This window comes from Halobacillus sp. B23F22_1, from assembly GCF_043497005.1.
Taxonomy (GTDB): domain Bacteria; phylum Bacillota; class Bacilli; order Bacillales; family Halobacillaceae; genus Halobacillus_A.
Genome location: NZ_JBIEKE010000001.1, coordinates 1,285,713 through 1,305,742, shown reverse-complemented (window position 1 = coordinate 1,305,742; position 20,030 = coordinate 1,285,713). Strand labels below are relative to the sequence as shown.

Sequence of the window (20,030 nt, the reverse complement as noted above, 5' to 3'; positions counted from 1 at the left end):
CACCTCTTATATTTTGTCATCGACAATAAAACCAAGAAACTCAGCCATCGCTCCATAATAATCCAGCATCTTCTTCGGAGGAATCTCTTTTACTACTTCATTTGTTTTCATATCTACGACCGTCACGTAATATTTATCAAGCTTATCATGAAGCTGAAAACGGAGCGAAGTAGGTTCATAATCGAGCAATTCATTCATTTTATCTATAATTTCAGCTGCATGTAGTTTGTCGGGCGCCCCTCCTAAATGAGGTTTGGCCTTATTCGTCTCTCTCTGTAATTCTTTCAAATTCTCCTGAACGGCTGCGATATCATTATGATGTGTCGTGTTTCTCTGCAGAAGCTGTGATTGGGTCATGCTCTTCTTGACATCCACCTTCAACAACTCCCCATACTATTCGGTTTCTTTTTATATCGGTATTTGTTGTGAAAAGTTGAGTCATTTAGCAGGATAAAACGGGGGATTTAATAAAGAGGGATTATTACATTAAAAACAAAAGGATGACACTTAGTGCCATCCTTTTAAATTAAACTTATTGTAGAAGTTGTAGAACTCCTTGTGGTTGTTGATTGGCTTGCTTCGCCGCTGTGTCTTTCAATCACAGAATAGACTATATCTTCACCCTTTTCAGGGGCTGGGCACTTCGGACGTTCGTCCTACGGATTTCATCACCATGGCTTTCGCTTTAGATGGTCTATCCTAGTCGTTGAACCTTCTCCACTTTTTCAAGACAGGAGCTTGGCTGCTGATTATCCATTGCAATATCTTCTTCATTTTCAAACCTTCACGCTTACCGTTTCCAGTTACGCAGTGGTTGAAGAAGCTTTAGGAAGTTCCAGCAATTCACCCAGTGATCCTCTTACTCGTTGCCAAGTAAGACGCCCTCCATCGTTACTGAAGAAGTTGTAAAACTCCCTGTGATAACTGATTGGATTGAGCCAACATCGCTTGAGATGCTTGTCCAAGAATTGAATTCTTCGTTTGGTTCATCATTTCTTCCGCCATGTCTACGTCGCGAATACGAGATTCAGCAGCAGTTAGGTTTTCAGATGATGTTCCAAGGTTGTTGATTGTGTGGTCTAAACGATTTTGTACGGCACCCAGTTTAGAACGTTCAGCTGATACATCCTGAATAGCATCATCTAGTGTTGCAATCGATGAATTTGCATCCTCTTGAGTAGAAATATTAATTCCACCATAGCTGTCGTCTTCAGCACCTTCAAATGCTTCAGCTCCTGATTTAGCAGCAAATGTATCAGTATCATATTCCACATCGTCTATGGCATACATAGTTCCATCTACATCAACAGCAACAACATTACCATTCACTGATAGAGCATCACCTGTGAATTCTTCACCGTCGATTTCTAAATCTCCAGATGTTAAAGTTTCAGCTGTTAATGTTCCCGCTACGCCAAGAGACTCTGCTCCCATATCATTAATTGAAATATCAATATTCTGACCTTCATTCGAGCCTATTTGAAGAGTTCCTTCAAATCCACCATCTAAGAGCTTTTGTGTATTAAACTCAGTATCATCAGAAATACGAGTCAATTCTTCAGAAAGCTGATCTACTTCTTTTTGAAGCTCTTCACGATCTGTATCAGTGTTAGTATCGTTCGCAGACTGAACAGATAATTCACGCATACGTTGAAGAATATCATGAGTCTCGTTCAAAGCCCCTTCAGCAGTCTGAATCATAGAAATACCATCCTGAGAGTTACGAGATGCTTGATCAAGACCGCGAATCTGCCCACGCATTTTCTCAGAGATCGCAAGACCAGCTGCATCGTCTCCAGCTTTGTTAATACGAAGACCAGAAGATAACTTCTCCATAGAGTTCTGTTGCCCTTTGTTTGCTTCGCCCATTTGACGGTGCGTGTTTAACGCCGCAATGTTGTGATTAATTCTCATTTTATAATTCCTCCTTGAATGTGTAAGTCATTTCACGTCCTTGTGAAATTCTTAAGTACAAAACAAATAGCCGGCCGACTTTTGTAATGCGTTACATTACTTATATCGACCGACTAGTATGATAGTTTAATTGTTTTTTGTATTTTTTAGCATATCCAGTATATTTTCGTTAAAAACTGCCGCTTCCGCATTCTCTTCTTTAATTGATACATACACTTCCTGACGATGAATGTCGACATGTTTAGGCGCTTCTATTCCAAGCTTCACCTGTCCGCCTTCTACAGAAACAATTTTCACTGAAATTTCATCACCGATTCGTACAGATTCTCCAGACTTGCGGTTAAGGACGAGCATGAGCTTCACCGCCTTGCGCTTGCAGTAGAGGATGCTTCGTTTGATAGTCTGTGTCGTGTAAAATGACTTGCTTACCTAGTTTCTTCTCCACATTGACTACAATCGGAGCCTGTAAATTGAGTGTAGAGTCTGCAAATGGTTCTTTTAACGTAATTACACTATAAACAGCGACATCTTCGGGTTTGTTGATCTCTAAATCCGATAGTGATTTTTCGCCTAATTCAAACTCATACTGTTTATAAAAAAGATAAGGGTTCGTCACAATTAAAGCCACTGCCGCTTCCTCCACCGACTGCAATGCTAAATAAAGTCCTTCCTCATCCACCGGCAGCAGGACAAAGGAATGATAGCTTTCAAATCCGGGAAGTCCCTGCGTAAAGTCTAAGAACTCTTCTTTCATTACATCCATCTCGCCAAAATATTTCGTATGTATTTTCATTGTCTTCTCCTTTCCTTACACTTTCCAATCAATTTTCAAATCTGGATACTGCTCCACATAACTGCTTACATTTCCAGGTGAAAAAGAAGTTTCAGGGTCCTGCTTCACGGTATTAATAATGGGCTCCCGCGGCTCTACATTAATTTCTGCCTCCCCCGGCTGATAGGAAAGGTCAACAAGATCATAACTCGGGCGTCCGCCGGGCTGAATATCAAATTCAAAGCCTGCATTCCTTTCGGCTTGAGCAGCAATCGGGTTGCCGCCCTGCTCAATCCTCATCAGCTCATCTCCTTCAGAAGCCATCCGCGCTAATCCTTCCATCCACTTCTGTTCCCCGACCTGAGCTGTTTCCTCAGTTCGCAGAGCTATACTTTTTAAATCAATATTATGCCAGGCCTTCGTTTGATCAATCGTCAGCTGGCCGGGCCGCTGTTTAATCGTCATCTCCGCCTGTGGCTGCTGTATCGACTGCTGGGCCTGCGGCTGGCGGATTGTCTGCTTTCCTTTATTAATAGTTAGTCCAAGCCTGGCCGGTGTTGATTGAATTTGTATTTGAGGTACATTCATAAGAAAACCTCCTCAAAGGAAAAAATCCAGCTTGCACTGGATTCTCCTGTTCTCTTTATTACTTCAGAAAGTCCATCAATGATGGCTGCATTATGCGGGCGCCGACACCCATTGCGGCCCGGTGGATACTTTCCTGCGTTTTTAAATCAGTGATCACTTTTTCAATTTCGGCATCTTCGTTATCTGACATCATACGCTTTGCACTTTCTTCCTGAGTACCTAAACGATCTTCAATCAGCTCCACACGGTTCATTCTTGCACCTAAGTCGGCCCGCTCACCGACGAAGCTGCTTACGTGCTCATCAAATTGACTGAGGCTGCTTCCTAACTCGTCTTCGCTTGCCCCGTTTTCTAAATCCGAAGCAAATTTTTCAATATCAGCAAATAAATCATCGTTAAAAACAGAACTCGGCGTTACATTAGCCTGCAGCTTCACTCCGGGGGAAACTTCCAGCTCTACAGGAGAATCATTCGAATTAATCGTAAAATCATCCATATTCACAGGTTTTTCGGTTGTATTTTCTCCGTTAAAAATATATTTACCGTTTACCTCAGTATTGGCAATTTCACCTAAGTGCTCCTTCAACTGACGCACTTCTTTCGCGACATCCGCCCGTTCACTGTCACTATATGTACCGTTACTTGCCTGGACATTTAATTCACGAATCCTTTGAATTGCCTGCGTTCCTTCGTCTAAAGCCGAGTCGCTGTTATCCATCCAGTTATGAACCTCGCCAATGTTACGCTGAAACTGCTCCACCTGTCCGACCTGGGAACGATAATTCATTCCCTTCATCGCGACGACTGGATCCTGGGATGGCTTACTGATTTTTTTACCCGTAGACAGCTGCTCCTGGTACTTTCCCAGTTCTCCGTAGCTGTTGCTTAAGTTCCGCAGCATATTATTTGAAAGCATTCCTTGTGTTACCCGCATAACGCGTTCACCTACCTTCCGACTACACCCATTTGGTTAATAATTCGATCAAGCATTTCGTCCACTACTGTAATATTTCGAGCAGATGCGTTGTAAGCATGTTGAAACTTAATCATATTCGTCATTTCCTCATCCAGTGAAACAGCACTGACGGAATCACGCTGTTCCTGTGCCGAATCCTTCAGCGTCTCTGCATTCCCCTTCATTCGATTCGCTTCCTGCGCTTCAACAGCCATCGATCCTACTAACGATTCGTAGTAATCATCGAGTGACGTTTCTTCTCCCAGCAAGTCATTCGCCTGATTTTGTACGCCTGCTAATTCACTTGCATTATCCCCGTCTCCTGCATAAGGATCTTTCGCAGCTGCAATATGATCTGTATCTTCTTTAATTTCATCAGTAATGTCAATGGAAGCAGCAAGTCCTTCAATGACACCATCTTCATTAGCATCTCCTTCGACTAAAAAGAAGTCTGGGACATCGGTGCCCTCTTCCATACTGTTCAATGACTGACCGCTTCTATGTACTTCGTTAAAAGCTTCCGCAAATGCTGTAGCCATTTTATCTAAGTCGTAAAGCATATTCTCAAACGTTCCATCCGGATTTCCTTCTTCATTTACAAACCCGCCTGAATCAAGAAGTCCTTTTAACTTCCCGCTTGAAGAGAACTGAGACATGGAAAATTCCTCATCGCCTACATTCACACTTTCAGCTAGAGAATCATCATTGTAATTTACGTGCAGTTCATTCGTTGAATTTGTGGAAGCATCCACAAGCCGCGGCTCCATAGCATTTCCATTTTCATCCACCAATGAAATGTTTGCTTTTCCTGTCGCCATCGCATCAGCAGAAGAGGCCGGGTCTTCGTAAGAAACGTCAATGTTCACTTGTTCAGACAGCTTATCAATTAAGTTATCCCGCGCATCATACAAATCATTTGGCACCTGCCCGTGCGGCTCAACCTCAGCTATTTGCTCATTCAAACGATTTATCTGTGCAGCCATCGAATTAATATCCTTCGTTGTCACATCAACTTCCTTGGCAAGATCTCCCTGCACACTTTGTAATTTATTGGACAAATAATTAAACGTCTCCGCTACAGCTTGTCCACGCTGCCTTACCACCGAGCGTGCTCCTGAATCTTCTGGATCTACTGATAAATCCTGAAGCGAATCCCAGAAGCGGTCCATCGTTTTAGATAATCCATCTTCAGAAGGCTCATTCATAATGTTTTCAAGACGTCCTAAAGCATCCGACCTTGAATCATAATAGCCAGTTTTATTGTTTTCCGCTCGATACTGGTCATCTAAGTAGCCTTCACGGATTCGCTCAATCGCGCCTGCCGTAACACCTCCGCCAATCTGTCCTGGAATCTCCGGACGATTCCTCGATGAAGGTGGATATGGGCCAGCCTGTTCAAAATTGACACGCTGCCTCGTATATCCTTCCGTATTTGCATTTGCAATATTATGACCCGTCGTTTTCAATGCTGATTGTTGAGCAAACAATCCGCTCTTTGCAATTTCTAATCCTCCAAAAGTTGACCCCATCGTACCCCTCCTCTTTCCTTAAGCCTGTGAATCAAATACGGAACGTTTGGGTCCACTTGTCTGCAGAGAGCCCCCATAATTTACGTTTTCAAGTGTCGGCTGAAACAAATCCAGCGACATATTCACAAACTGCAGCGACTGTCTCGTTAAATCCGCATTCAACACTTCCTGCTGCTTTAACTCAGCAAGGACTAGAATAAAAGATTCATAGACACACTCAAGCTGCTGTCGTTCAGACCAATCGACCCATTCAATGATTTCAGACACCGTCGGATTTTCTCCATTAAAATCAGGCTCACTCGCAGCCCAATCACTAACCGCAGCAATCCGCTTCTTCTCTAACGCTTCAATCGCTGACACATGTTTCCGCTCCTGAGTTAAGCAATTACGAAGGGAGTCGATCTCATTATTTTTCAAAGCCTCCGTCTTTTTTTTCGATAAAGTAAGAAGACTTTCATGCAACTGCTTCAACCTGTCCAAGTAGTCAATAATTTGTCTGATCGTCACACTCATTCTCCTCTATGATCCGTAAAGAAATCGACTAGATTTTTCGCTGCCTGGTTAGAATCTACCTTATAGCTTCCATCTTCAATCTGAGCTTTAATCTCATCAATGTACTTCTGACGTTCCTCGCTCGTCCTATCCGCACCCTGGAGGGCTTTTCCATGATCCGAAATCTCAACCTTATCCTGCTGCTGTTTTGAACTGTTTTTCAAATTGTTCTGTTGATTGATTTGCTTTTGATATGGATTAAAATTCGTATGATTCGGTCCATTAATCTTCACAGCCATCACCTCTTTCTGCACTGTCTACCTTTACTTCATATATCGACTTGCCTGCTTTATCGTTTAGCGCTCTTTACCCTTAATAGAATAATAAGTCACAGGTCCTGCGTCTTCTTTCTCATTTCTCTCTAGAGCATTTTGAATCTCTTCCTGCTTTTGGATGACTCGCTGAAGATCAACTGCACAAGCTTCACAAATCCGTCCCTCTTGGATATCAGCCCCGCATTTCTCACAGCTGTATGCAAGCGCAGGAAACTGAGAAGGGTGCAGCCGCTTCGCCTTGACAAAATCACGAATCTTATATTCTGCCACGCCCGTCTCACGAACAATTTCAGGAACGGTTGCCGTTCTATTTTTCTTCTGCCTTACAAATGCATATACCGTTTGAAACTCTTCTTCCTCCTGCTTTACACAATCCCGGCAGACCGTTGCCTGCCCCTTCATAAATAAAGAATTGCACCTCGGACAATTCGCTAATTCAGCCATCATAAATCCTCCATTAACACTCTTTTTCTATTATATCGGCAATACAAACGAAATCAAAAGAGAACCTAACGAAAAAGTGTGAACGAATAGACAGCAGGACACCCCGCTTCACGCAAAAGAGAAGCCATATGACGCACCGTCATGCCCGTCGTATAAATATCATCCACCAGCACAACAGGCCGATCCGTCGGTTGAACGAGTACAAAAGGATTCTCTCTATTCATACGTTCAGTCCGGCCTTTCTTCGACTGTTTCTCACTCCCCCTTCTAGTAAAAAAGCGATGAGGAGACGAACCGAGCTGAGAAACCAGCGCCTCCGATTGATTAAACCCCCGCTCCATTAACCGTTCCTTACTTAATGGAATTGCGACAAGATCAGCTTTCAACCTATGAAAGTGGTTTTTATACTTCGTCTGGACAGCTTCAGCGAACGCCTCAATGAGTGTAAAGTCCCCACGATACTTCCAGCGGGCTACAAGCTCTCTGGCGAAATCATTATATGAAAACACCGATATATTTTTCGTTAAAACACCCTGATACGCTGAACCCTCCCATCGTTCGCAGTCATAGCAGGTTCCGTTACTGTCTGTCCGTCCACACAAAGGGCAGCCCGGCTCTATAATTACATCAAACTTTTCAAAGCAAGTGGTACAAATCTTTACTTTCTTTTGCACGTGCAGAAAGTTCGTCCAATTGACCTCCGGCAGAACAAAGTCAAAACAAATGACGCATCTCATTGTTTTTTTGCCTTACGATTCATTTGATGGATCGCTTCCTGGGCTTCTAGCATTGCATTCGTTTTTCCTCCATGGAAAAAGATTACATCTCCATACGGATCTTCATGACTTCTTCCAGCCCGCCCCGCGATTTGCACAAGAGCAGCTTCATCAAAAACTTGGTGGCCAGCATCTATGACGTACACATCAACCGAAGGAAAAGTTACGCCTCGCTCCAAAATGGTCGTCGTAACTAATACATCCAGTTCCCTGTTACGAAATGCCAGAATTTTATCCGCTCGATCAGGATCTTCTGCATGCACGGAAGCAACTAAAAATCGTCTTGATAAAATTTCCTGAATTTGCTCTGCATGTGGGATGGTAGAAACAAAAATCAATAATTGGCGTCTGCCTGTTTGCTGGGTATAGATGCGTTGGAGGATGGAAGTTGGGAGCGTGCCTTTTGAAAGCCGAGAACGTAATGTAGGGATTAACTTAAGTGTGGGAACTGGAAGGGGATAGCCGTGGAAACGCAAGGGAATAAAGACAGCGGGTAACTGCTTGTGACGTATACGGCGCTTTTCTTTTTTGCGCGGAGTGGCCGTTAAATAAATGCGTGCAGCTTCACCCTTAGCTGCACGTTGAGCTGCTCCCTTTAGAGAGTCGTCATTGTGAAAAGGAAAAGCATCAATTTCATCAATAATCATGACATCAAACGCTTGGGAATATCGGTAAAGCTGATGGGTTGTAGCAATTAAAAGCTGAGCAGAACCGCTTTTCTCTTCACTATCACCATACAACGCTTGAATTTTCACCTCCGGAAAAGATGACGTTAAACGCGGAAACAGTTCACGTACTACATCTGTCCGAGGAGTAGCTAAGCATACTCTCAGTCCCTGTTTGAGTGCATAGGTCAGCCCGGGAAACAGCATCTCTGTCTTCCCTGCTCCACATACCGCCCACACAAGCAGTTCTTCTCTTTTCTCGATGGCTGAAATGATGCGTCGTGCGGCATTTGATTGAGCATGCGTCAGCTCTCCTTCCCACTGACAGGGAGAATGATGTTTCTTCCATATGGCTAAAGGACTAAACCAATATAACGGCTCACATTCCATCACGCGCCCCATCATAATGCAGTTCCGGCAGTATACACATTCTTTCCGGCAAGCTGCATGCGGAAAGCGCGCAAAGAAATAAGGCAGATACGTTCCACAGCGATGGCATTGCCAGGTCCCTCGAGATTGAGTGAGTGATGTCAGCTTTACAACGAGGGATTGCTCTTCTAATTGCTCCAGTTCTTTAACAGGTATGGGGAGTTCAGTTGAGGTAAGAATTTTTCCAGAAAGGAATTGATGAGGGGATTCTTCAGCAAAGGATCGAAATGAGGGAAAGTTACTCAATGTTTTTTTCTTAAATCGTTTCAGCATAGCAGCACCTGCTTTCATAAAATGAGCGCCTGCTTGAGTCTCACAAACAGGCGCTCATGCCTTATGATTGGCGATACCAACCCAGTCCGACCGCACCTTCTCCCAGATGTGTACCGATAACAGGCCCGAAGTAGCTGACCGTCACTTCAACATTTGAAAACTCTGACTCGATTTCGCGCTTAATTTGTTCCGCTTCCTCCGGCTGATTCGCATGAATAACACTCGCTTTGTAACGCCCGTTTTCGTTAATAGACTCTTCAAATAACGTTAATATTCGTTTCAAAGCCTTCTTACGCGTACGGATCTTTTCAAACGGAACAATCTTTGTATCTACAAAATGAAGCACAGGCTTTACCTGCAGCAGGCTCCCGACAAAAGCCTGGGCTCCATTTAAGCGGCCGCCGCGCTGAAGATGGGACAAATCATCCACCATGAAATAGGCCTGCATCGATTGTTTCATCTCTTCAAGTCTTGTTAATATTTGCTCTGTGAGCGCGCCGTTTCCGGCAAGGTCAGCAGCTTCCAGGGCATAGAAACCTTGCATCAGACAGCTGATTTCAGAATCAAAAACATGCACATCGATATCCTCCACCATTTCTCCAGCCGTAATCATTCCTTGATACGTGCCACTAATTCCGCTGGATAAATGAATAGCTATGACGGCGTCGTAATCTTTAGCCAGCTCCTTAAGCTTCTCGGTCATTAAACCAATTGAGGGCTGGGACGTCTTTGGCAAATCTTTATTTTCTTTAACCATATCGTAAAAGTCATCGACTGTTATGTCCATTTCTTCCTGATAAGATTCCTCTCCAAAAACAACATTTAAAGGAACCATATGTATCTTCTTAGATTGGCGTACTTTTTTAGGGAGATAAGCTGTGCTATCTGTAAGTATCGCTGTTTTCATAGGATCAGACTCCTTATTTTCTCATTTACACACTTTATGTATAAGCTTCATCAATACGCTTTGATTATTATTTTACATGAAGGGCTATAGGATTGCACCAGAAGATTATAGATTAGAAGAATTGCTCTTTCCTGACATTTCTAGCTCTATTTCTGACATTTGGTATGTTTTTTCTGACATTTCGAGGCCTATTTCTGACATTTGGCGCAGTTATTCTGACATTTTAACTGACCAGCAGCAAAAAAATCTCCCTAACTATTACTAGTTAGAGAGATTCATGACTATATGACTTCTACCCAGCCGTTTTTAATAGCTGTTACAACAGCTTGAGTACGATCATTTACATTCATTTTTTGTAAAATATTACTCACGTGGTTTTTAACTGTTTTCTCACTAATAAACAGCGATTCTGCCACACCGCGGTTGCTTTGACCGTCTGCCAGTAACTGAAGTACTTCGCATTCGCGTCGCGTCAGCAGGTGCAGCGGTTTACGGTATTCAATCGTTCGAAAAGCTTCATTCGAGCTTGTGTCGGATAAGCGGCGGTATTCAGCGACAAGATTGTGAGTTACTTTAGGATGAAGATATGAACCCCCGTTTCCTACAACTTTAATCGCTTCAATTAAAGCATCGGAATCCATCTCTTTTAAAAGGTAACCTTGTGCTCCTGTTTTTAATGCATGAGTCACATAGTTCTCATCATCATGTATAGATAGAATGATTACTTTTAAATTCGGATAGCGTTGTGTAATTTCTGCTGTAGCCTCTACCCCATTCATACTAGGCATGTTGATATCCATGAGAACGATATCAGGGTTATGTGTTTCAATTAGGTCTAAAGCAGCGGATCCATCGTCTCCTTCTGCAACTACTTCAAAGCTGGATTCGAAGTCTAAGATACGTTTTACACCTTCACGAAATAGTTTGTGGTCATCAATCAAAACGATTCTGGTCATTTTTGAGCCTACCTCCTAAATTTTTCATCCGATTATTTATTTTGTTTCGGATGATCTGTTTGTCTCTTTATCTGTAACTTTAGTCGATCGACCCTAATCCTAATTCCTATTATAAACGATTCATGCCTTTTTACATAGTTTTTCTCTATTTTCACTCATTTAAGGGCAAATGAATCGTGACGATGGTCCCTTTTCCTGGAGAGGATTGAATATGTAGTTCACCATTAACCATATCGACTCGCTCTCGCATTCCCATTAATCCGAATGATTTTTCTCTTTTTAAACTCGGATCAAATCCTTTCCCATCATCTTCAATGACAATTTTCGTCATTTTTTTTCTTAATTCAAACTTAACATCAATCGAACTTGCTTCTGCATGTTTCACTGCGTTTTGGACAGCTTCCTGAATGAGTCTGAAGATCGCTACTTCATACTTGCTTTCCAATCTTCTTTTCTCACCCAGTGATGCAAAATGAATGTGGAGCTGATTATACTCTTCCACTGTAGCTAAATATTTTTTTAATGTAGGAACTAACCCTAAATCATCCAGCGCCATAGGACGCAGGTCATAAATAATACGTCTGACGTCATAGAGGGCGGAACGCACTAATTTTCTTACGTTACGCATCTCCGATAAAGCTTCTTCAATACCTCGTTCCTTAAAGGTACGCTCTACCAAATCTGAACGCAGCATCACATTAGCCAGGGATTGGGCTGGCCCGTCATGAATTTCACGAGAAAGACGTCTTCGTTCTTCTTCTTGAGCCTCAATAATCTGCAGTCCGAACTCTTGTTTTTCTTTAGCGGTTTCAAGTGTTTGCGACACATTCTTGAAATCCTCTGTTAAATAATTCAAAACGACAGAGATCTTACCTGAAAGAGCCTCAGCTCGTTCAATCGTCGCATCTAAATTCCGCAAGCGCATTTCAATTTCATCACGCCGCTCCCGGAGCTGCTTCTCTTTCTCTCTCGTCATCGACAGGTCCATTTGCAGTTCATGAGTCTGCTCATACACTTTTCGAATATCCTCTTCAGAATATTGTCTAAATTGCTTACTTACTTGTGAGAGCCTTATTCTCGAGGATCGAACTTTCCTTTCTAATTCGTCTCCGTCTTCAATCAGGTTACCCACTTGCTCTTTGATGGATTCGAGCTCTTTATCTAATTTCTCAAACTCTACTCTGGAATCCTCGCCAATCTGGAAAATTTCATCTTTACTATTGGATACGGTAGACACCATATCTTTAATAATGTAATCAAGTGCTTTGTTCCCAGATTTCATACTAAGTCTCCTCCATCGATGTTCACGATAATCATTCGTCGGACCCATGTCTATTTATGGGGGTGAATTGATAATCACTTATATTTATACAATTCTCGTCTTAAGTTGCCCCATTTGCACTACCCATTATATAATAAAAATTTAGGAGGTTAAATGTCGATGCTAGAATGTTATACAACTGTAAAAAAACAAGGTGAAAATGAAATAAATATACAAAAATCCCGTTTCATAGGTTACGTCAAACGCTGTGAAACAGAAGAAGAAGCTCAAGCTTTTATTCAATCGATAAAGAAAAAGCACCATGATGCTACTCATAATTGCTCGGCTTATATGATTGGCGAACATGATTTAATTCAAAAAGCTAATGATGATGGTGAACCCAGCGGCACAGCTGGTGTTCCTATGCTTGAAGTATTAAAGAAAATGAAAATAAAAGACACGGCTGTAGTAGTGACAAGGTATTTTGGAGGAATTAAATTAGGTAGCGGCGGTTTAATTCGGGCATACTCAAGTGCAACTTCTGAGGCCATTCGAGCCACCGGGGTCGTCAAACGCGAACTAATGCAGGAAGTGATTGTTCATATCGAATACACCTTACTCGGAAAGCTTGAAAATGAACTTAGAAATTCCATCTACCATATTAAAAAGGTTCATTACTTAGAAAACGTGGAAATAGAAGTATATGTAGTGAAAAATCAAGTAAAGGAATTTGAAAGTTGGATAACTAATTTAACGAGTGGACAAGCTGCCATCACCCACGGAAGCCAAGAGTATATGGAATCACCAGTGGAGATTTAAAGAAATCTTAAAAGAGAGAAACAAGAATAATGACAAGGAGATTACACGGATGAAACGGAGTAAATTAAAAATAGCTTTATGGAGCCTGGCATTTGTTTTATTGCTGACGATCGGTGCCACTGCCGGATATGCTGCATTTTTAACAGATAAAGCTAGAGATACAGCAGATGCTTCTCATGAATCATTAGATCGCGGGGGCAAATCTGATAAAAGAGATGAAATTGTGACTCCTGATTTAAATTCAACTTCCGTATTATTTATAGGTGTAGATGATAGTGAAACGAGAGACAGCTATGAGGCTGGAGGACGCAGTTTATCTGATGCACTCGTGCTAGCCACTTTCAACGATGAAGATAAATCCGTTAAACTCGTGAGCATTCCCCGTGACTCTTATACGTATATTCCTGAAGTAGGCTATAACGATAAAATTACACATGCTCACTCTTTCGGGGGGACTGATGCTACGATAGAAACGGTAGAAAACCTGTTTAATGTTCCGGTGGATTATTATGTTCGTCTAAACTTTAACTCATTTGTAGATGTAGTCGATTCTATTAATGGTGTAGAGTTTGATGTCCCCTTTGACTTAGCTGAGCAGAATAGTGAAGATGCCAAATCTGCTATTAAATTAGAAAAAGGTCGTCAAGTTGTAAATGGCGAAGAAGCTTTAGCTTTAGTGCGGTCCAGACAATATGATAGTGATCTTGCACGGGGGGAACGTCAAATGGAGATGATTGAAGCGATCGTGGACAAGGCAGCTTCCGTAGGATCGATCTCAAATTATGGAAACATAATAGACTCTATCGGTGATAATATGAAGACGAACTTAACCTTTAGCCAGATGACTTCTTATAAAGACTACGTATTAAGTGAAGACGGATTGAACTTCGATGAAATGCAGTTAGAAGGTGAAGGGGATTATATGGACAATGGGATTTGGTATTTTCAAATTGACGAAAACAGTCTAATGAATATCCAAAGTTCGCTTCGTACTCACTTAGATTTGGAAGAACAGTCTGAACCAAGTTCCTTCGCCGGAGAAGAACAAAGCTCTATAAATTCAGATTATGATGATCAGTACCGATATTAGTCGTATTTCCCAGGAAATACTCGAATACGTTTAAAAGTATAAAGCTTGTAGAAACCTCGATGGTTTTCTACAAGCTTTTTTGCCTTTAGAACCACATCCATTATCTTTATGAAAACGATAAGTTTATTTTGGTGGATGATATTTGTACTACAACCACACAATAAGTAGAATAGTTCTTGCACGTCAATTTTAGTAGGAGGCTTTATAGGTTCATGGCAGAACTTGAAAGAAGACAACTTAAGAAATCTTTAAAACCTCATTGGGTTTGGGCGATTGCTTTTGGCTCAGCAATTGGGTGGGGAGCTTTTGTACTTCCAACAGATTGGATTGGGGATGCAGGTCCATTCGGTGTCGTCATCGGTATTCTTTTAGGCGCAGTCCTTATGATGATCATAGGAGTAAGTTATGGTTTTCTTATTAAAAAATTCCCGGTGACTGGCGGGGAGTTTTCCTATGCCTACATTGGATTCGGCCGTAAATTCGCATTCTTTGCTGGCTGGTTTTTAACGTTAGGATACATATGTATCGTTGCATTGAATGCCTCGGCACTGGCTTTATTAGCTAAGTTCTTATTTCCTCAATTCGCAGCAATAGGAACTTTATATAGTGTGGCAGGCTATGAGGTATCTATCATCCAAATTCTAATCGCCAGTTTCGTACTCATCTTATTTGCCTTTTTAAATATTCGAGGAACAAGTTTTTCTGGAAAGACGCAATTTATTTTCAGTATTATTCTTATATTAGGCATTCTAATGCTTGCTGTAAGTGCTATATTTGCTGAAGGGCCGAGTGTCAAAAATATAACACCTGCTTTTGAACCCTCTCAACCAGCGCTTGCCTCCATTCTTGCAATTTTAGCAGTTGCACCTTTTGCTTATGTAGGATTTGATAATATTCCCCAGGCGGCGGAAGAATTCCAATTTGAATCAAGAAAAGCATTTGGATTGATTATTTGGTCATTGATCGCAGCGGGGCTTGCTTATTCCTTTATGATTATTATTACCGCAAGTACGATGCCATGGCAGGAACTCTTAACCCAGATCAACGAGCAAAATTCGGTCTGGGGAACAGGCGATGCCATAGAGAGTTATATGGGACGTGCAGGTGTATTTATTATTGCTCTTGCCATTTGCATGGGAATCTTCACTGGACTCAATGGATTTTACCTTTCAGCCAGCCGGCTTACTTTCGCTATGGGGCGCGCCAGAATTTTACCCAACGCTTTCAGGGCATTACACCGTAAATACCATACCCCTTATGTAGGGATTCTATTTACTATGGCAGTTTGTTTAATTGCTCCGTGGTTTGGCCGCGAGGCGTTACTTTGGGTAGTCGATATGTCATCAACAGGAGTTGCGATTGCTTACTTTTTCTGTACAGCTACTGCGTATAAAATTTTCAAATGGTCGGAACAAAGTAAAACAATGAATAACGCAAGCATCGTGGCGCCCGGAAAGAAACTATTATCTTTATTAGGGATGATCAGCTCCATCATTTTCTTAGTTCTGCTATTAATTCCCGGCTCACCTGCAGCACTAGGAAAAGAATCTTTAATTGCTTTAGGGATATGGGCCTTGTTAGGAATATTATTCTATATCTTTAATTCGCACCGTTACAACAAATTAACGGACAAAGAGTTGAACTACCTGATTTTGGGTAAAGAAAAGATTTAGGATAAGAAATCCAGACTTGGGAAAAGTTGAATAAGTATAAAATAATCCGAACGATTCAAAAGAATCAGTTCGGATTATTTATTACGAGACTTCACACCAACGCTCCGTCAAAATACTTGGCTTTCCCTGGGCACGGCCTCAGCTTCCCCGGAAAGCAAAGTGCGGGATCTTCGACTCTCTCTTCTACCACAGGAGGCTGCGTATTTTGAATACGCTCATGTTCTGCGTTTATCCGGATGTTCGTTTTATTAACAACCCTGCTTACATATTCTTTCAATTACTCAAATTCTTTTACTTCAAGTTCATCAGTTTCAAACATTGCCATCGGCGTGCCGGAAGTGATCACCCACGACTTTTCTTCCTCCTCAAAAGCGAATTCGTAGTTCCAGGAATAAGTATTTTCGTTACTAAGCATATGATCTGGATCGTCACCTTCCAAATAATAACCTGCATCAAGTACAAAGGAAACAATGATGGAAGAAGTAAATAAATCTGAAGTTTCATCTCGTTCCAATTCCAAGCTCCCTATGTCATAGGTGATGGATTTTATTTCTCCTGAAAAGTTCTTTCCTAATTCATCCATTTCTTGAATATTAGCTTCTGTATCCTGCAGGTACGAGTCATTCTTCATCACTTGAAACGCATTGATGTCTTTATCTTCATATGCTTCAACATATTCATTCACATGATTTTCAACTGCCGTTTTTATGTCATCCTCTAACCTTTTTTCTAAAGAAGCTTGGAGAACTTCCGGTGATAATTCTTCAAATTCTATTTCTATTGGATTATCTTTATTTTCATATGTATTAACTGACATAATGTGATCATATCGATCTCCCTTAACTTCAACCTCACCTTTTACAACATGCTCTCCAGGAGTAACACCTTTTAACTCATATATACCTTCTGATAACTCTCCAACCTCATCACCATTTAAATATAAATTTACGTTCTCTTGAGATGTTTGAATATTAATTCCAGCTGGGTCAAGTTTTATTTTATATTGATCGAATAATAGCCATTTGGTTCCTAAACGATTAACATGCATGTTCTGTGATTCATCTTCTTCCGCTCCATCAGCTGATGCTCTTAAGTAACCTATTAAAGCGAGGAACTCACCAGGGCTTTCTTTAAAATAATGAATCATATGTTCAGCTTGTGACTTGTTGAACCCAGTTGACGTGTGTTCAAATGATATAAGTTGGACAAGCCGCTCAGCATCACTGTTTTTTACAGCTTTCTCAAATTCTTGTACCGTATGCTTTGCTGAAGTTACTTTATTTAAATAGGCCCATCCTGTAGCTGCAAATCCTAGTAATAAGAGCACAGTTATAATAGACGCAAAGATTTTTCTCCAATTTCTCTTTTTATGGGAATTTTGTTCATCTTGATATTCTTCGTAATATCGGCTGGCATTTAACCATTCATCACTTCGAGCAAAATCTGCCGGCTGCTTAACGTTTTGGTTTGACTGACAATCATTACAATATCTTTGTGAACGAACAGTGTTATTCCCACATGATTGACATTCCCCCATGAAAATCTTCCCCCTTTTTTCTACAAAAACTACTTATATTCTACCATATTTAACAATATTTCTATTCATATTTTTCCAATCTTCTCAATAAAAAGAGACATAAAAAAGCTTCTCAAATTTTGAGAAGCTCAAACTCTTACCTTATAATTAATATTTCTAGTGAGGGATAAAAATTGATGGACTTCTTCTTTTGTTAGTCCTTGCCTCTTGGCTTCTTTCATAAGGGCTACCCATTCCGCGTCCAGCTTCTTATCATCATTTAGCTTTTTCAATGAATGATCCCCTCCACCATTCACCTTAGACGACCCGGCGGTCCTAACCTGTAGTGGTCTTAGACCCGTAGTTTTGCGTCCTTATTTTTCAATAAGTTTGCCTTTTTACAAGGAGAAGTTGTTATAAACATCATTATAATACTCTAATTTTATTTTAACAATAGTTTTGTCAGAAAATTATGACAAAACACGATAATTTTCATGGGCTACAACTGTACGATCATATTCAAAATCTATTTCATCTAAGTTATCCATAATCGTAAGGTCAACAATGACGGATCTTTGACACTGACTCGGGATAACTTTACCTTTAAACATCGTTTCATTTCTTTCAAATTCTATAATGTTTCCTGGACTAGCTACCTTTGTATCTGGTGTAAACACAATAATGACCCCTTTCAACATATACAATTTAAAATAAAGGATAATGGAATTTTCTAGAGAAGGCAAGTAATTTCCAGTGATTTTCATAGAAAATTTTGATTATTTAAGGTGAAATTGTGTCCGCTTTCATAATCAGCACAAAAAATGTGGGTGCAGCTCCCCCGCCTCATCCCAGCAAAACCAGCCTGCTGCCCTCCCCTTTTTCTCATCTTAAATGACCAGCCACCCATCTATAATATGAAATATTTCTCTTCCCTTAGAGCGGAAGGTGCTACATTTTATGTTCGTTATCATAAGAATTTACGATACCTGACATGTTAAGAGCTAACTGTCGATCGCTGCCTCACCGGCTTACTATTCTCCCCTACTAACTTTTATTCGAGCAAGGTCCCTTAGTATTCCTACTTCTTTTTTGTAAAGTATCTTTTTGGAGAATTAAAAAAAACAGAGCGATATCCGCTCTGTTCTTATCCGTTTCCGTAATAATAATAATAATTGCTATTTTTCTTTTCTCTATCGTTTAGTACAACGCCGAGTAAATTAGCTCTGGATTGTTCAAGTAACTCTTTTGCACGCTCCGCTGCAGAAAATTCAGTCTGCCCACTTCTGATAACCAACATAACACCATCTACATCACTAGCTAAAACCTGGGAATCAGAAACGGCTAACACAGGAGGCGTATCAAAGATAACAAGATCGTAATTTTGTCTTGCTTCCAGCATTAACTTATTCATTGCTTTGGATCCTAATAATTCGGATGGGTTTGGCGGAATAGGACCGCTTGTCAATACTTCCAAATTGTCAACACCTGTATGTTGAATGATTTCTTTTAGCCCTTCTCTGCCGACAAGAAAATTACTTAATCCTCTAGTATTCGTTAATCGAAACGTATGGTGGACAGTTGGTTTTCTCAAATCAGCATCAACTAGCAGGACCTTTTTCCCTTGTTGTGCAAAAACAGCAGCCATGTTAGCAGAGGTCATAGACTTCCCTTCGGACGGCCCAGAAGAAGTAATCAAAAGAGATTGCAGCTCATGATCGACAGAGGCAAACTGTAAATTAGCTCTAATTGTACGATATTGTTCAGCTATTGGTGATTTAGGATTGTCGTTTGCAATTATTTTTCTCGCTTTCAAAGCAGCTTGTTTCATTCTTGATTTACGTACCAACAGATTCACCTCTTACTTTCGATGCACGACTCGGTTGTCTATTCATCGTTTCAGGCCCCAAGTCTTCTTCTGAAATTGTAGAAATTACTCCCATCAAAGGAACACCAAGTGTTTTTTCAACATCTTGCTCAGTTTTAATTGTGTTATCCAGATATTCAAGTAAGAATGCTAAACCTACTCCTACCATTAAGCCGACAACAATCGCAATGGCAATGTTTAGTAATGGTTTAGGGCTTACTGGGGAAGCGTCTACTCTTTCAACTGCTGGAGATAAGATATTAACATTATCGACGTTCATTAATGATGGAATTTCTTGTTGAAAAGTTTCTACCGTACCGTTTGCGATTTCTACGGCCATAGACTGGCTTTCATCTGTAACCGTAACGTTTACCACTTGAGATTCTTCCGCACTTGATACTTGAATCTTATTACTTAACTGTTCTGCGGATAGTTGTAGATTCAATGAATCTATTACCTCGTCTAATATCGCTGGGCTCTTAATAATTACATTGTATGTACTAATCAATTCTACATTGGTACGAATATCATTGACATCATAGGCTGAATCTTGGTCCATAGCCTCTGATTGATTTACAATAAATTCCGATGATGCTTCGTAAGTAGGTGTTAAAATAAAAAATGTTACAATTGCACTAATAATTGCAGCGCCAGCTGTCACTGCAAGAATCATCCAAATTCTCTTTTTTAAAACTTCAAAAATTTCTCTGAGAGAAATAGTCTCTTCCATGCATGTACCCCCAACTATGTAAAATATTCAAAAAGATAACAA

The 20,030-nt window shown here is 40.8% G+C and carries 23 protein-coding genes and 1 riboswitch; of the genes, 3 read left to right on the top strand and 20 right to left on the bottom strand.

Features of this window, described 5'->3' with window-relative positions; translation table 11 throughout:
- Nucleotides 1–6: 6 nt before the first annotated feature.
- The 15 genes from flaG to ACGTNH_RS06525 all read right to left on the bottom strand — a co-directional run bounded on the left by flaG (nucleotide 7) and on the right by ACGTNH_RS06525 (nucleotide 12,317).
- Nucleotides 7–375 carry a flagellar protein FlaG gene (gene flaG / locus ACGTNH_RS06595; RefSeq protein ID WP_394585861.1) on the bottom strand — a complete coding sequence of 123 codons (369 nt, stop codon included), beginning with the start codon at nucleotides 373–375 and terminating at the stop codon, nucleotides 7–9.
- A gap of 516 nt (nucleotides 376–891) precedes the next feature.
- The gene (locus ACGTNH_RS06590; RefSeq protein ID WP_394585860.1) at nucleotides 892–1,914 is read right to left on the bottom strand and encodes a flagellin N-terminal helical domain-containing protein; all 1,023 of its coding nucleotides are present in this window, start codon (nucleotides 1,912–1,914) and stop codon (nucleotides 892–894) included.
- A gap of 126 nt (nucleotides 1,915–2,040) precedes the next feature.
- Nucleotides 2,041–2,268 carry a carbon storage regulator CsrA gene (csrA, locus tag ACGTNH_RS06585; RefSeq protein WP_394585859.1) on the bottom strand — a complete coding sequence of 76 codons (228 nt, stop codon included), beginning with the start codon at nucleotides 2,266–2,268 and terminating at the stop codon, nucleotides 2,041–2,043.
- Nucleotides 2,255–2,707 carry a flagellar assembly protein FliW gene (gene fliW, locus ACGTNH_RS06580; protein WP_394585858.1) on the bottom strand — a complete coding sequence of 151 codons (453 nt, stop codon included), beginning with the start codon at nucleotides 2,705–2,707 and terminating at the stop codon, nucleotides 2,255–2,257. Before fliW ends, csrA begins: the two co-directional genes overlap by 14 nt.
- Before the next feature lie 15 nt (nucleotides 2,708–2,722).
- A complete protein-coding gene (locus tag ACGTNH_RS06575; RefSeq protein WP_394585857.1) occupies nucleotides 2,723–3,274 on the bottom strand; it encodes a DUF6470 family protein in 552 nt (183 codons plus the stop codon).
- Between the two features lie 58 nt (nucleotides 3,275–3,332).
- The gene (gene flgL / locus ACGTNH_RS06570; RefSeq protein ID WP_394585856.1) at nucleotides 3,333–4,208 is read right to left on the bottom strand and encodes a flagellar hook-associated protein FlgL; all 876 of its coding nucleotides are present in this window, start codon (nucleotides 4,206–4,208) and stop codon (nucleotides 3,333–3,335) included.
- 11 nt (nucleotides 4,209–4,219) lie between these two features.
- Nucleotides 4,220–5,758, bottom strand: a complete 1,539-nt coding sequence (flgK, locus tag ACGTNH_RS06565) for a flagellar hook-associated protein FlgK (protein WP_394585854.1) — start codon at nucleotides 5,756–5,758, stop codon at nucleotides 4,220–4,222.
- Nucleotides 5,759–5,776: 18 nt separating this feature from the next.
- Nucleotides 5,777–6,271, bottom strand: coding sequence for a flagellar protein FlgN (locus tag ACGTNH_RS06560; RefSeq protein ID WP_394585853.1), 495 nt, complete (start codon nucleotides 6,269–6,271; stop codon nucleotides 5,777–5,779).
- A complete protein-coding gene (gene flgM / locus ACGTNH_RS06555) occupies nucleotides 6,268–6,543 on the bottom strand; it encodes a flagellar biosynthesis anti-sigma factor FlgM (RefSeq protein ID WP_394585852.1) in 276 nt (91 codons plus the stop codon). The genes ACGTNH_RS06560 and flgM overlap by 4 nt, the downstream gene beginning before the upstream one ends.
- 63 nt (nucleotides 6,544–6,606) lie before the next feature.
- Entirely contained in the window at nucleotides 6,607–7,029 is a 423-nt protein-coding gene (locus tag ACGTNH_RS06550) for a TIGR03826 family flagellar region protein (RefSeq protein WP_394585851.1), read from the bottom strand.
- A gap of 65 nt (nucleotides 7,030–7,094) precedes the next feature.
- On the bottom strand, nucleotides 7,095–7,766 hold the full coding sequence (locus ACGTNH_RS06545) for a ComF family protein (RefSeq protein ID WP_394585849.1): 672 nt from the start codon (nucleotides 7,764–7,766) through the stop codon (nucleotides 7,095–7,097).
- Nucleotides 7,763–9,190: an ATP-dependent helicase ComFA gene (locus ACGTNH_RS06540; RefSeq protein WP_394585848.1), complete on the bottom strand. Its 1,428-nt coding sequence runs from the start codon at nucleotides 9,188–9,190 to the stop codon at nucleotides 7,763–7,765. Before ACGTNH_RS06540 ends, ACGTNH_RS06545 begins: the two co-directional genes overlap by 4 nt.
- Nucleotides 9,191–9,233: 43 nt before the next feature.
- The gene (fakB, locus tag ACGTNH_RS06535) at nucleotides 9,234–10,079 is read right to left on the bottom strand and encodes a DegV family protein (protein ID WP_394585847.1); all 846 of its coding nucleotides are present in this window, start codon (nucleotides 10,077–10,079) and stop codon (nucleotides 9,234–9,236) included.
- Nucleotides 10,080–10,360: 281 nt separating this feature from the next.
- On the bottom strand, nucleotides 10,361–11,035 hold the full coding sequence (locus ACGTNH_RS06530; protein WP_188378606.1) for a response regulator: 675 nt from the start codon (nucleotides 11,033–11,035) through the stop codon (nucleotides 10,361–10,363).
- A 151-nt stretch (nucleotides 11,036–11,186) separates the two neighbouring features.
- Nucleotides 11,187–12,317 (bottom strand): sensor histidine kinase, encoded by a 1,131-nt coding sequence (locus ACGTNH_RS06525; RefSeq protein WP_394585846.1) that lies wholly within the window; start codon nucleotides 12,315–12,317, stop codon nucleotides 11,187–11,189.
- Nucleotides 12,318–12,476: 159 nt separating this feature from the next.
- Here ACGTNH_RS06525 and ACGTNH_RS06520 point away from each other — a divergent pair, with 159 nt between their 5' ends.
- From ACGTNH_RS06520 to ACGTNH_RS06510, 3 genes are all read left to right on the top strand, one after another.
- Nucleotides 12,477–13,115, top strand: coding sequence for a YigZ family protein (locus ACGTNH_RS06520; protein ID WP_394585845.1), 639 nt, complete (start codon nucleotides 12,477–12,479; stop codon nucleotides 13,113–13,115).
- Nucleotides 13,116–13,164: 49 nt separating this feature from the next.
- The gene (locus ACGTNH_RS06515) at nucleotides 13,165–14,205 is read left to right on the top strand and encodes an LCP family protein (RefSeq protein ID WP_394585843.1); all 1,041 of its coding nucleotides are present in this window, start codon (nucleotides 13,165–13,167) and stop codon (nucleotides 14,203–14,205) included.
- A 212-nt stretch (nucleotides 14,206–14,417) separates the two neighbouring features.
- Complete coding sequence (locus ACGTNH_RS06510) at nucleotides 14,418–15,878, top strand: APC family permease (RefSeq protein WP_394585842.1); 1,461 nt, start codon at nucleotides 14,418–14,420, stop codon at nucleotides 15,876–15,878.
- Between the two features lie 277 nt (nucleotides 15,879–16,155).
- Here the strand turns inward: ACGTNH_RS06510 and ACGTNH_RS06505 are convergent, their stop codons facing one another.
- The 5 genes from ACGTNH_RS06505 to ACGTNH_RS06485 all read right to left on the bottom strand — a co-directional run bounded on the left by ACGTNH_RS06505 (nucleotide 16,156) and on the right by ACGTNH_RS06485 (nucleotide 19,988).
- Nucleotides 16,156–17,415, bottom strand: coding sequence for a YvbJ-related protein (locus ACGTNH_RS06505; RefSeq protein WP_394585841.1), 1,260 nt, complete (start codon nucleotides 17,413–17,415; stop codon nucleotides 16,156–16,158).
- A 128-nt stretch (nucleotides 17,416–17,543) separates the two neighbouring features.
- A complete protein-coding gene (locus ACGTNH_RS06500; protein ID WP_394585840.1) occupies nucleotides 17,544–17,687 on the bottom strand; it encodes an anti-repressor SinI family protein in 144 nt (47 codons plus the stop codon).
- A 25-nt stretch (nucleotides 17,688–17,712) separates the two neighbouring features.
- A riboswitch (cyclic di-GMP riboswitch) is annotated at nucleotides 17,713–17,799 on the bottom strand.
- 65 nt (nucleotides 17,800–17,864) lie between these two features.
- Nucleotides 17,865–18,071, bottom strand: a complete 207-nt coding sequence (locus tag ACGTNH_RS06495; RefSeq protein ID WP_188378599.1) for a YkvS family protein — start codon at nucleotides 18,069–18,071, stop codon at nucleotides 17,865–17,867.
- 467 nt (nucleotides 18,072–18,538) lie between these two features.
- Nucleotides 18,539–19,240: a CpsD/CapB family tyrosine-protein kinase gene (locus tag ACGTNH_RS06490; protein ID WP_394585839.1), complete on the bottom strand. Its 702-nt coding sequence runs from the start codon at nucleotides 19,238–19,240 to the stop codon at nucleotides 18,539–18,541.
- On the bottom strand, nucleotides 19,230–19,988 hold the full coding sequence (locus ACGTNH_RS06485; RefSeq protein ID WP_394585838.1) for a YveK family protein: 759 nt from the start codon (nucleotides 19,986–19,988) through the stop codon (nucleotides 19,230–19,232). Before ACGTNH_RS06485 ends, ACGTNH_RS06490 begins: the two co-directional genes overlap by 11 nt.
- Nucleotides 19,989–20,030 lie beyond the last annotated feature (42 nt).

Excerpts from the sequence above, each read along its gene's own strand:
- flgL (WP_394585856.1), bottom strand. The coding sequence starts at position 4,208 with ATGCGGGTAACACAAGGAATGCTTTCAAATAATATGCTGCGGAACTTA.
- ACGTNH_RS06505 (WP_394585841.1), bottom strand. The coding sequence starts at position 17,415 with ATGGGGGAATGTCAATCATGTGGGAATAACACTGTTCGTTCACAAAGA.
- ACGTNH_RS06545 (WP_394585849.1), bottom strand. The coding sequence starts at position 7,766 with ATGAGATGCGTCATTTGTTTTGACTTTGTTCTGCCGGAGGTCAATTGG.
- flgK (WP_394585854.1), bottom strand. The coding sequence starts at position 5,758 with ATGGGGTCAACTTTTGGAGGATTAGAAATTGCAAAGAGCGGATTGTTT.
- ACGTNH_RS06520 (WP_394585845.1), top strand. The coding sequence starts at position 12,477 with ATGCTAGAATGTTATACAACTGTAAAAAAACAAGGTGAAAATGAAATA.
- ACGTNH_RS06540 (WP_394585848.1), bottom strand. The coding sequence starts at position 9,190 with ATGAAAGCAGGTGCTGCTATGCTGAAACGATTTAAGAAAAAAACATTG.
- fliW (WP_394585858.1), bottom strand. The coding sequence starts at position 2,707 with ATGAAAATACATACGAAATATTTTGGCGAGATGGATGTAATGAAAGAA.
- csrA (WP_394585859.1), bottom strand. The coding sequence starts at position 2,268 with ATGCTCGTCCTTAACCGCAAGTCTGGAGAATCTGTACGAATCGGTGAT.
- ACGTNH_RS06525 (WP_394585846.1), bottom strand. The coding sequence starts at position 12,317 with ATGAAATCTGGGAACAAAGCACTTGATTACATTATTAAAGATATGGTG.
- ACGTNH_RS06530 (WP_188378606.1), bottom strand. The coding sequence starts at position 11,035 with ATGACCAGAATCGTTTTGATTGATGACCACAAACTATTTCGTGAAGGT.
- ACGTNH_RS06560 (WP_394585853.1), bottom strand. The coding sequence starts at position 6,271 with ATGAGTGTGACGATCAGACAAATTATTGACTACTTGGACAGGTTGAAG.
- ACGTNH_RS06485 (WP_394585838.1), bottom strand. The coding sequence starts at position 19,988 with ATGGAAGAGACTATTTCTCTCAGAGAAATTTTTGAAGTTTTAAAAAAG.
- ACGTNH_RS06590 (WP_394585860.1), bottom strand. The coding sequence starts at position 1,914 with ATGAGAATTAATCACAACATTGCGGCGTTAAACACGCACCGTCAAATG.
- ACGTNH_RS06515 (WP_394585843.1), top strand. The coding sequence starts at position 13,165 with ATGAAACGGAGTAAATTAAAAATAGCTTTATGGAGCCTGGCATTTGTT.
- fakB (WP_394585847.1), bottom strand. The coding sequence starts at position 10,079 with ATGAAAACAGCGATACTTACAGATAGCACAGCTTATCTCCCTAAAAAA.
- ACGTNH_RS06550 (WP_394585851.1), bottom strand. The coding sequence starts at position 7,029 with ATGGCTGAATTAGCGAATTGTCCGAGGTGCAATTCTTTATTTATGAAG.
- ACGTNH_RS06575 (WP_394585857.1), bottom strand. The coding sequence starts at position 3,274 with ATGAATGTACCTCAAATACAAATTCAATCAACACCGGCCAGGCTTGGA.
- ACGTNH_RS06510 (WP_394585842.1), top strand. The coding sequence starts at position 14,418 with ATGGCAGAACTTGAAAGAAGACAACTTAAGAAATCTTTAAAACCTCAT.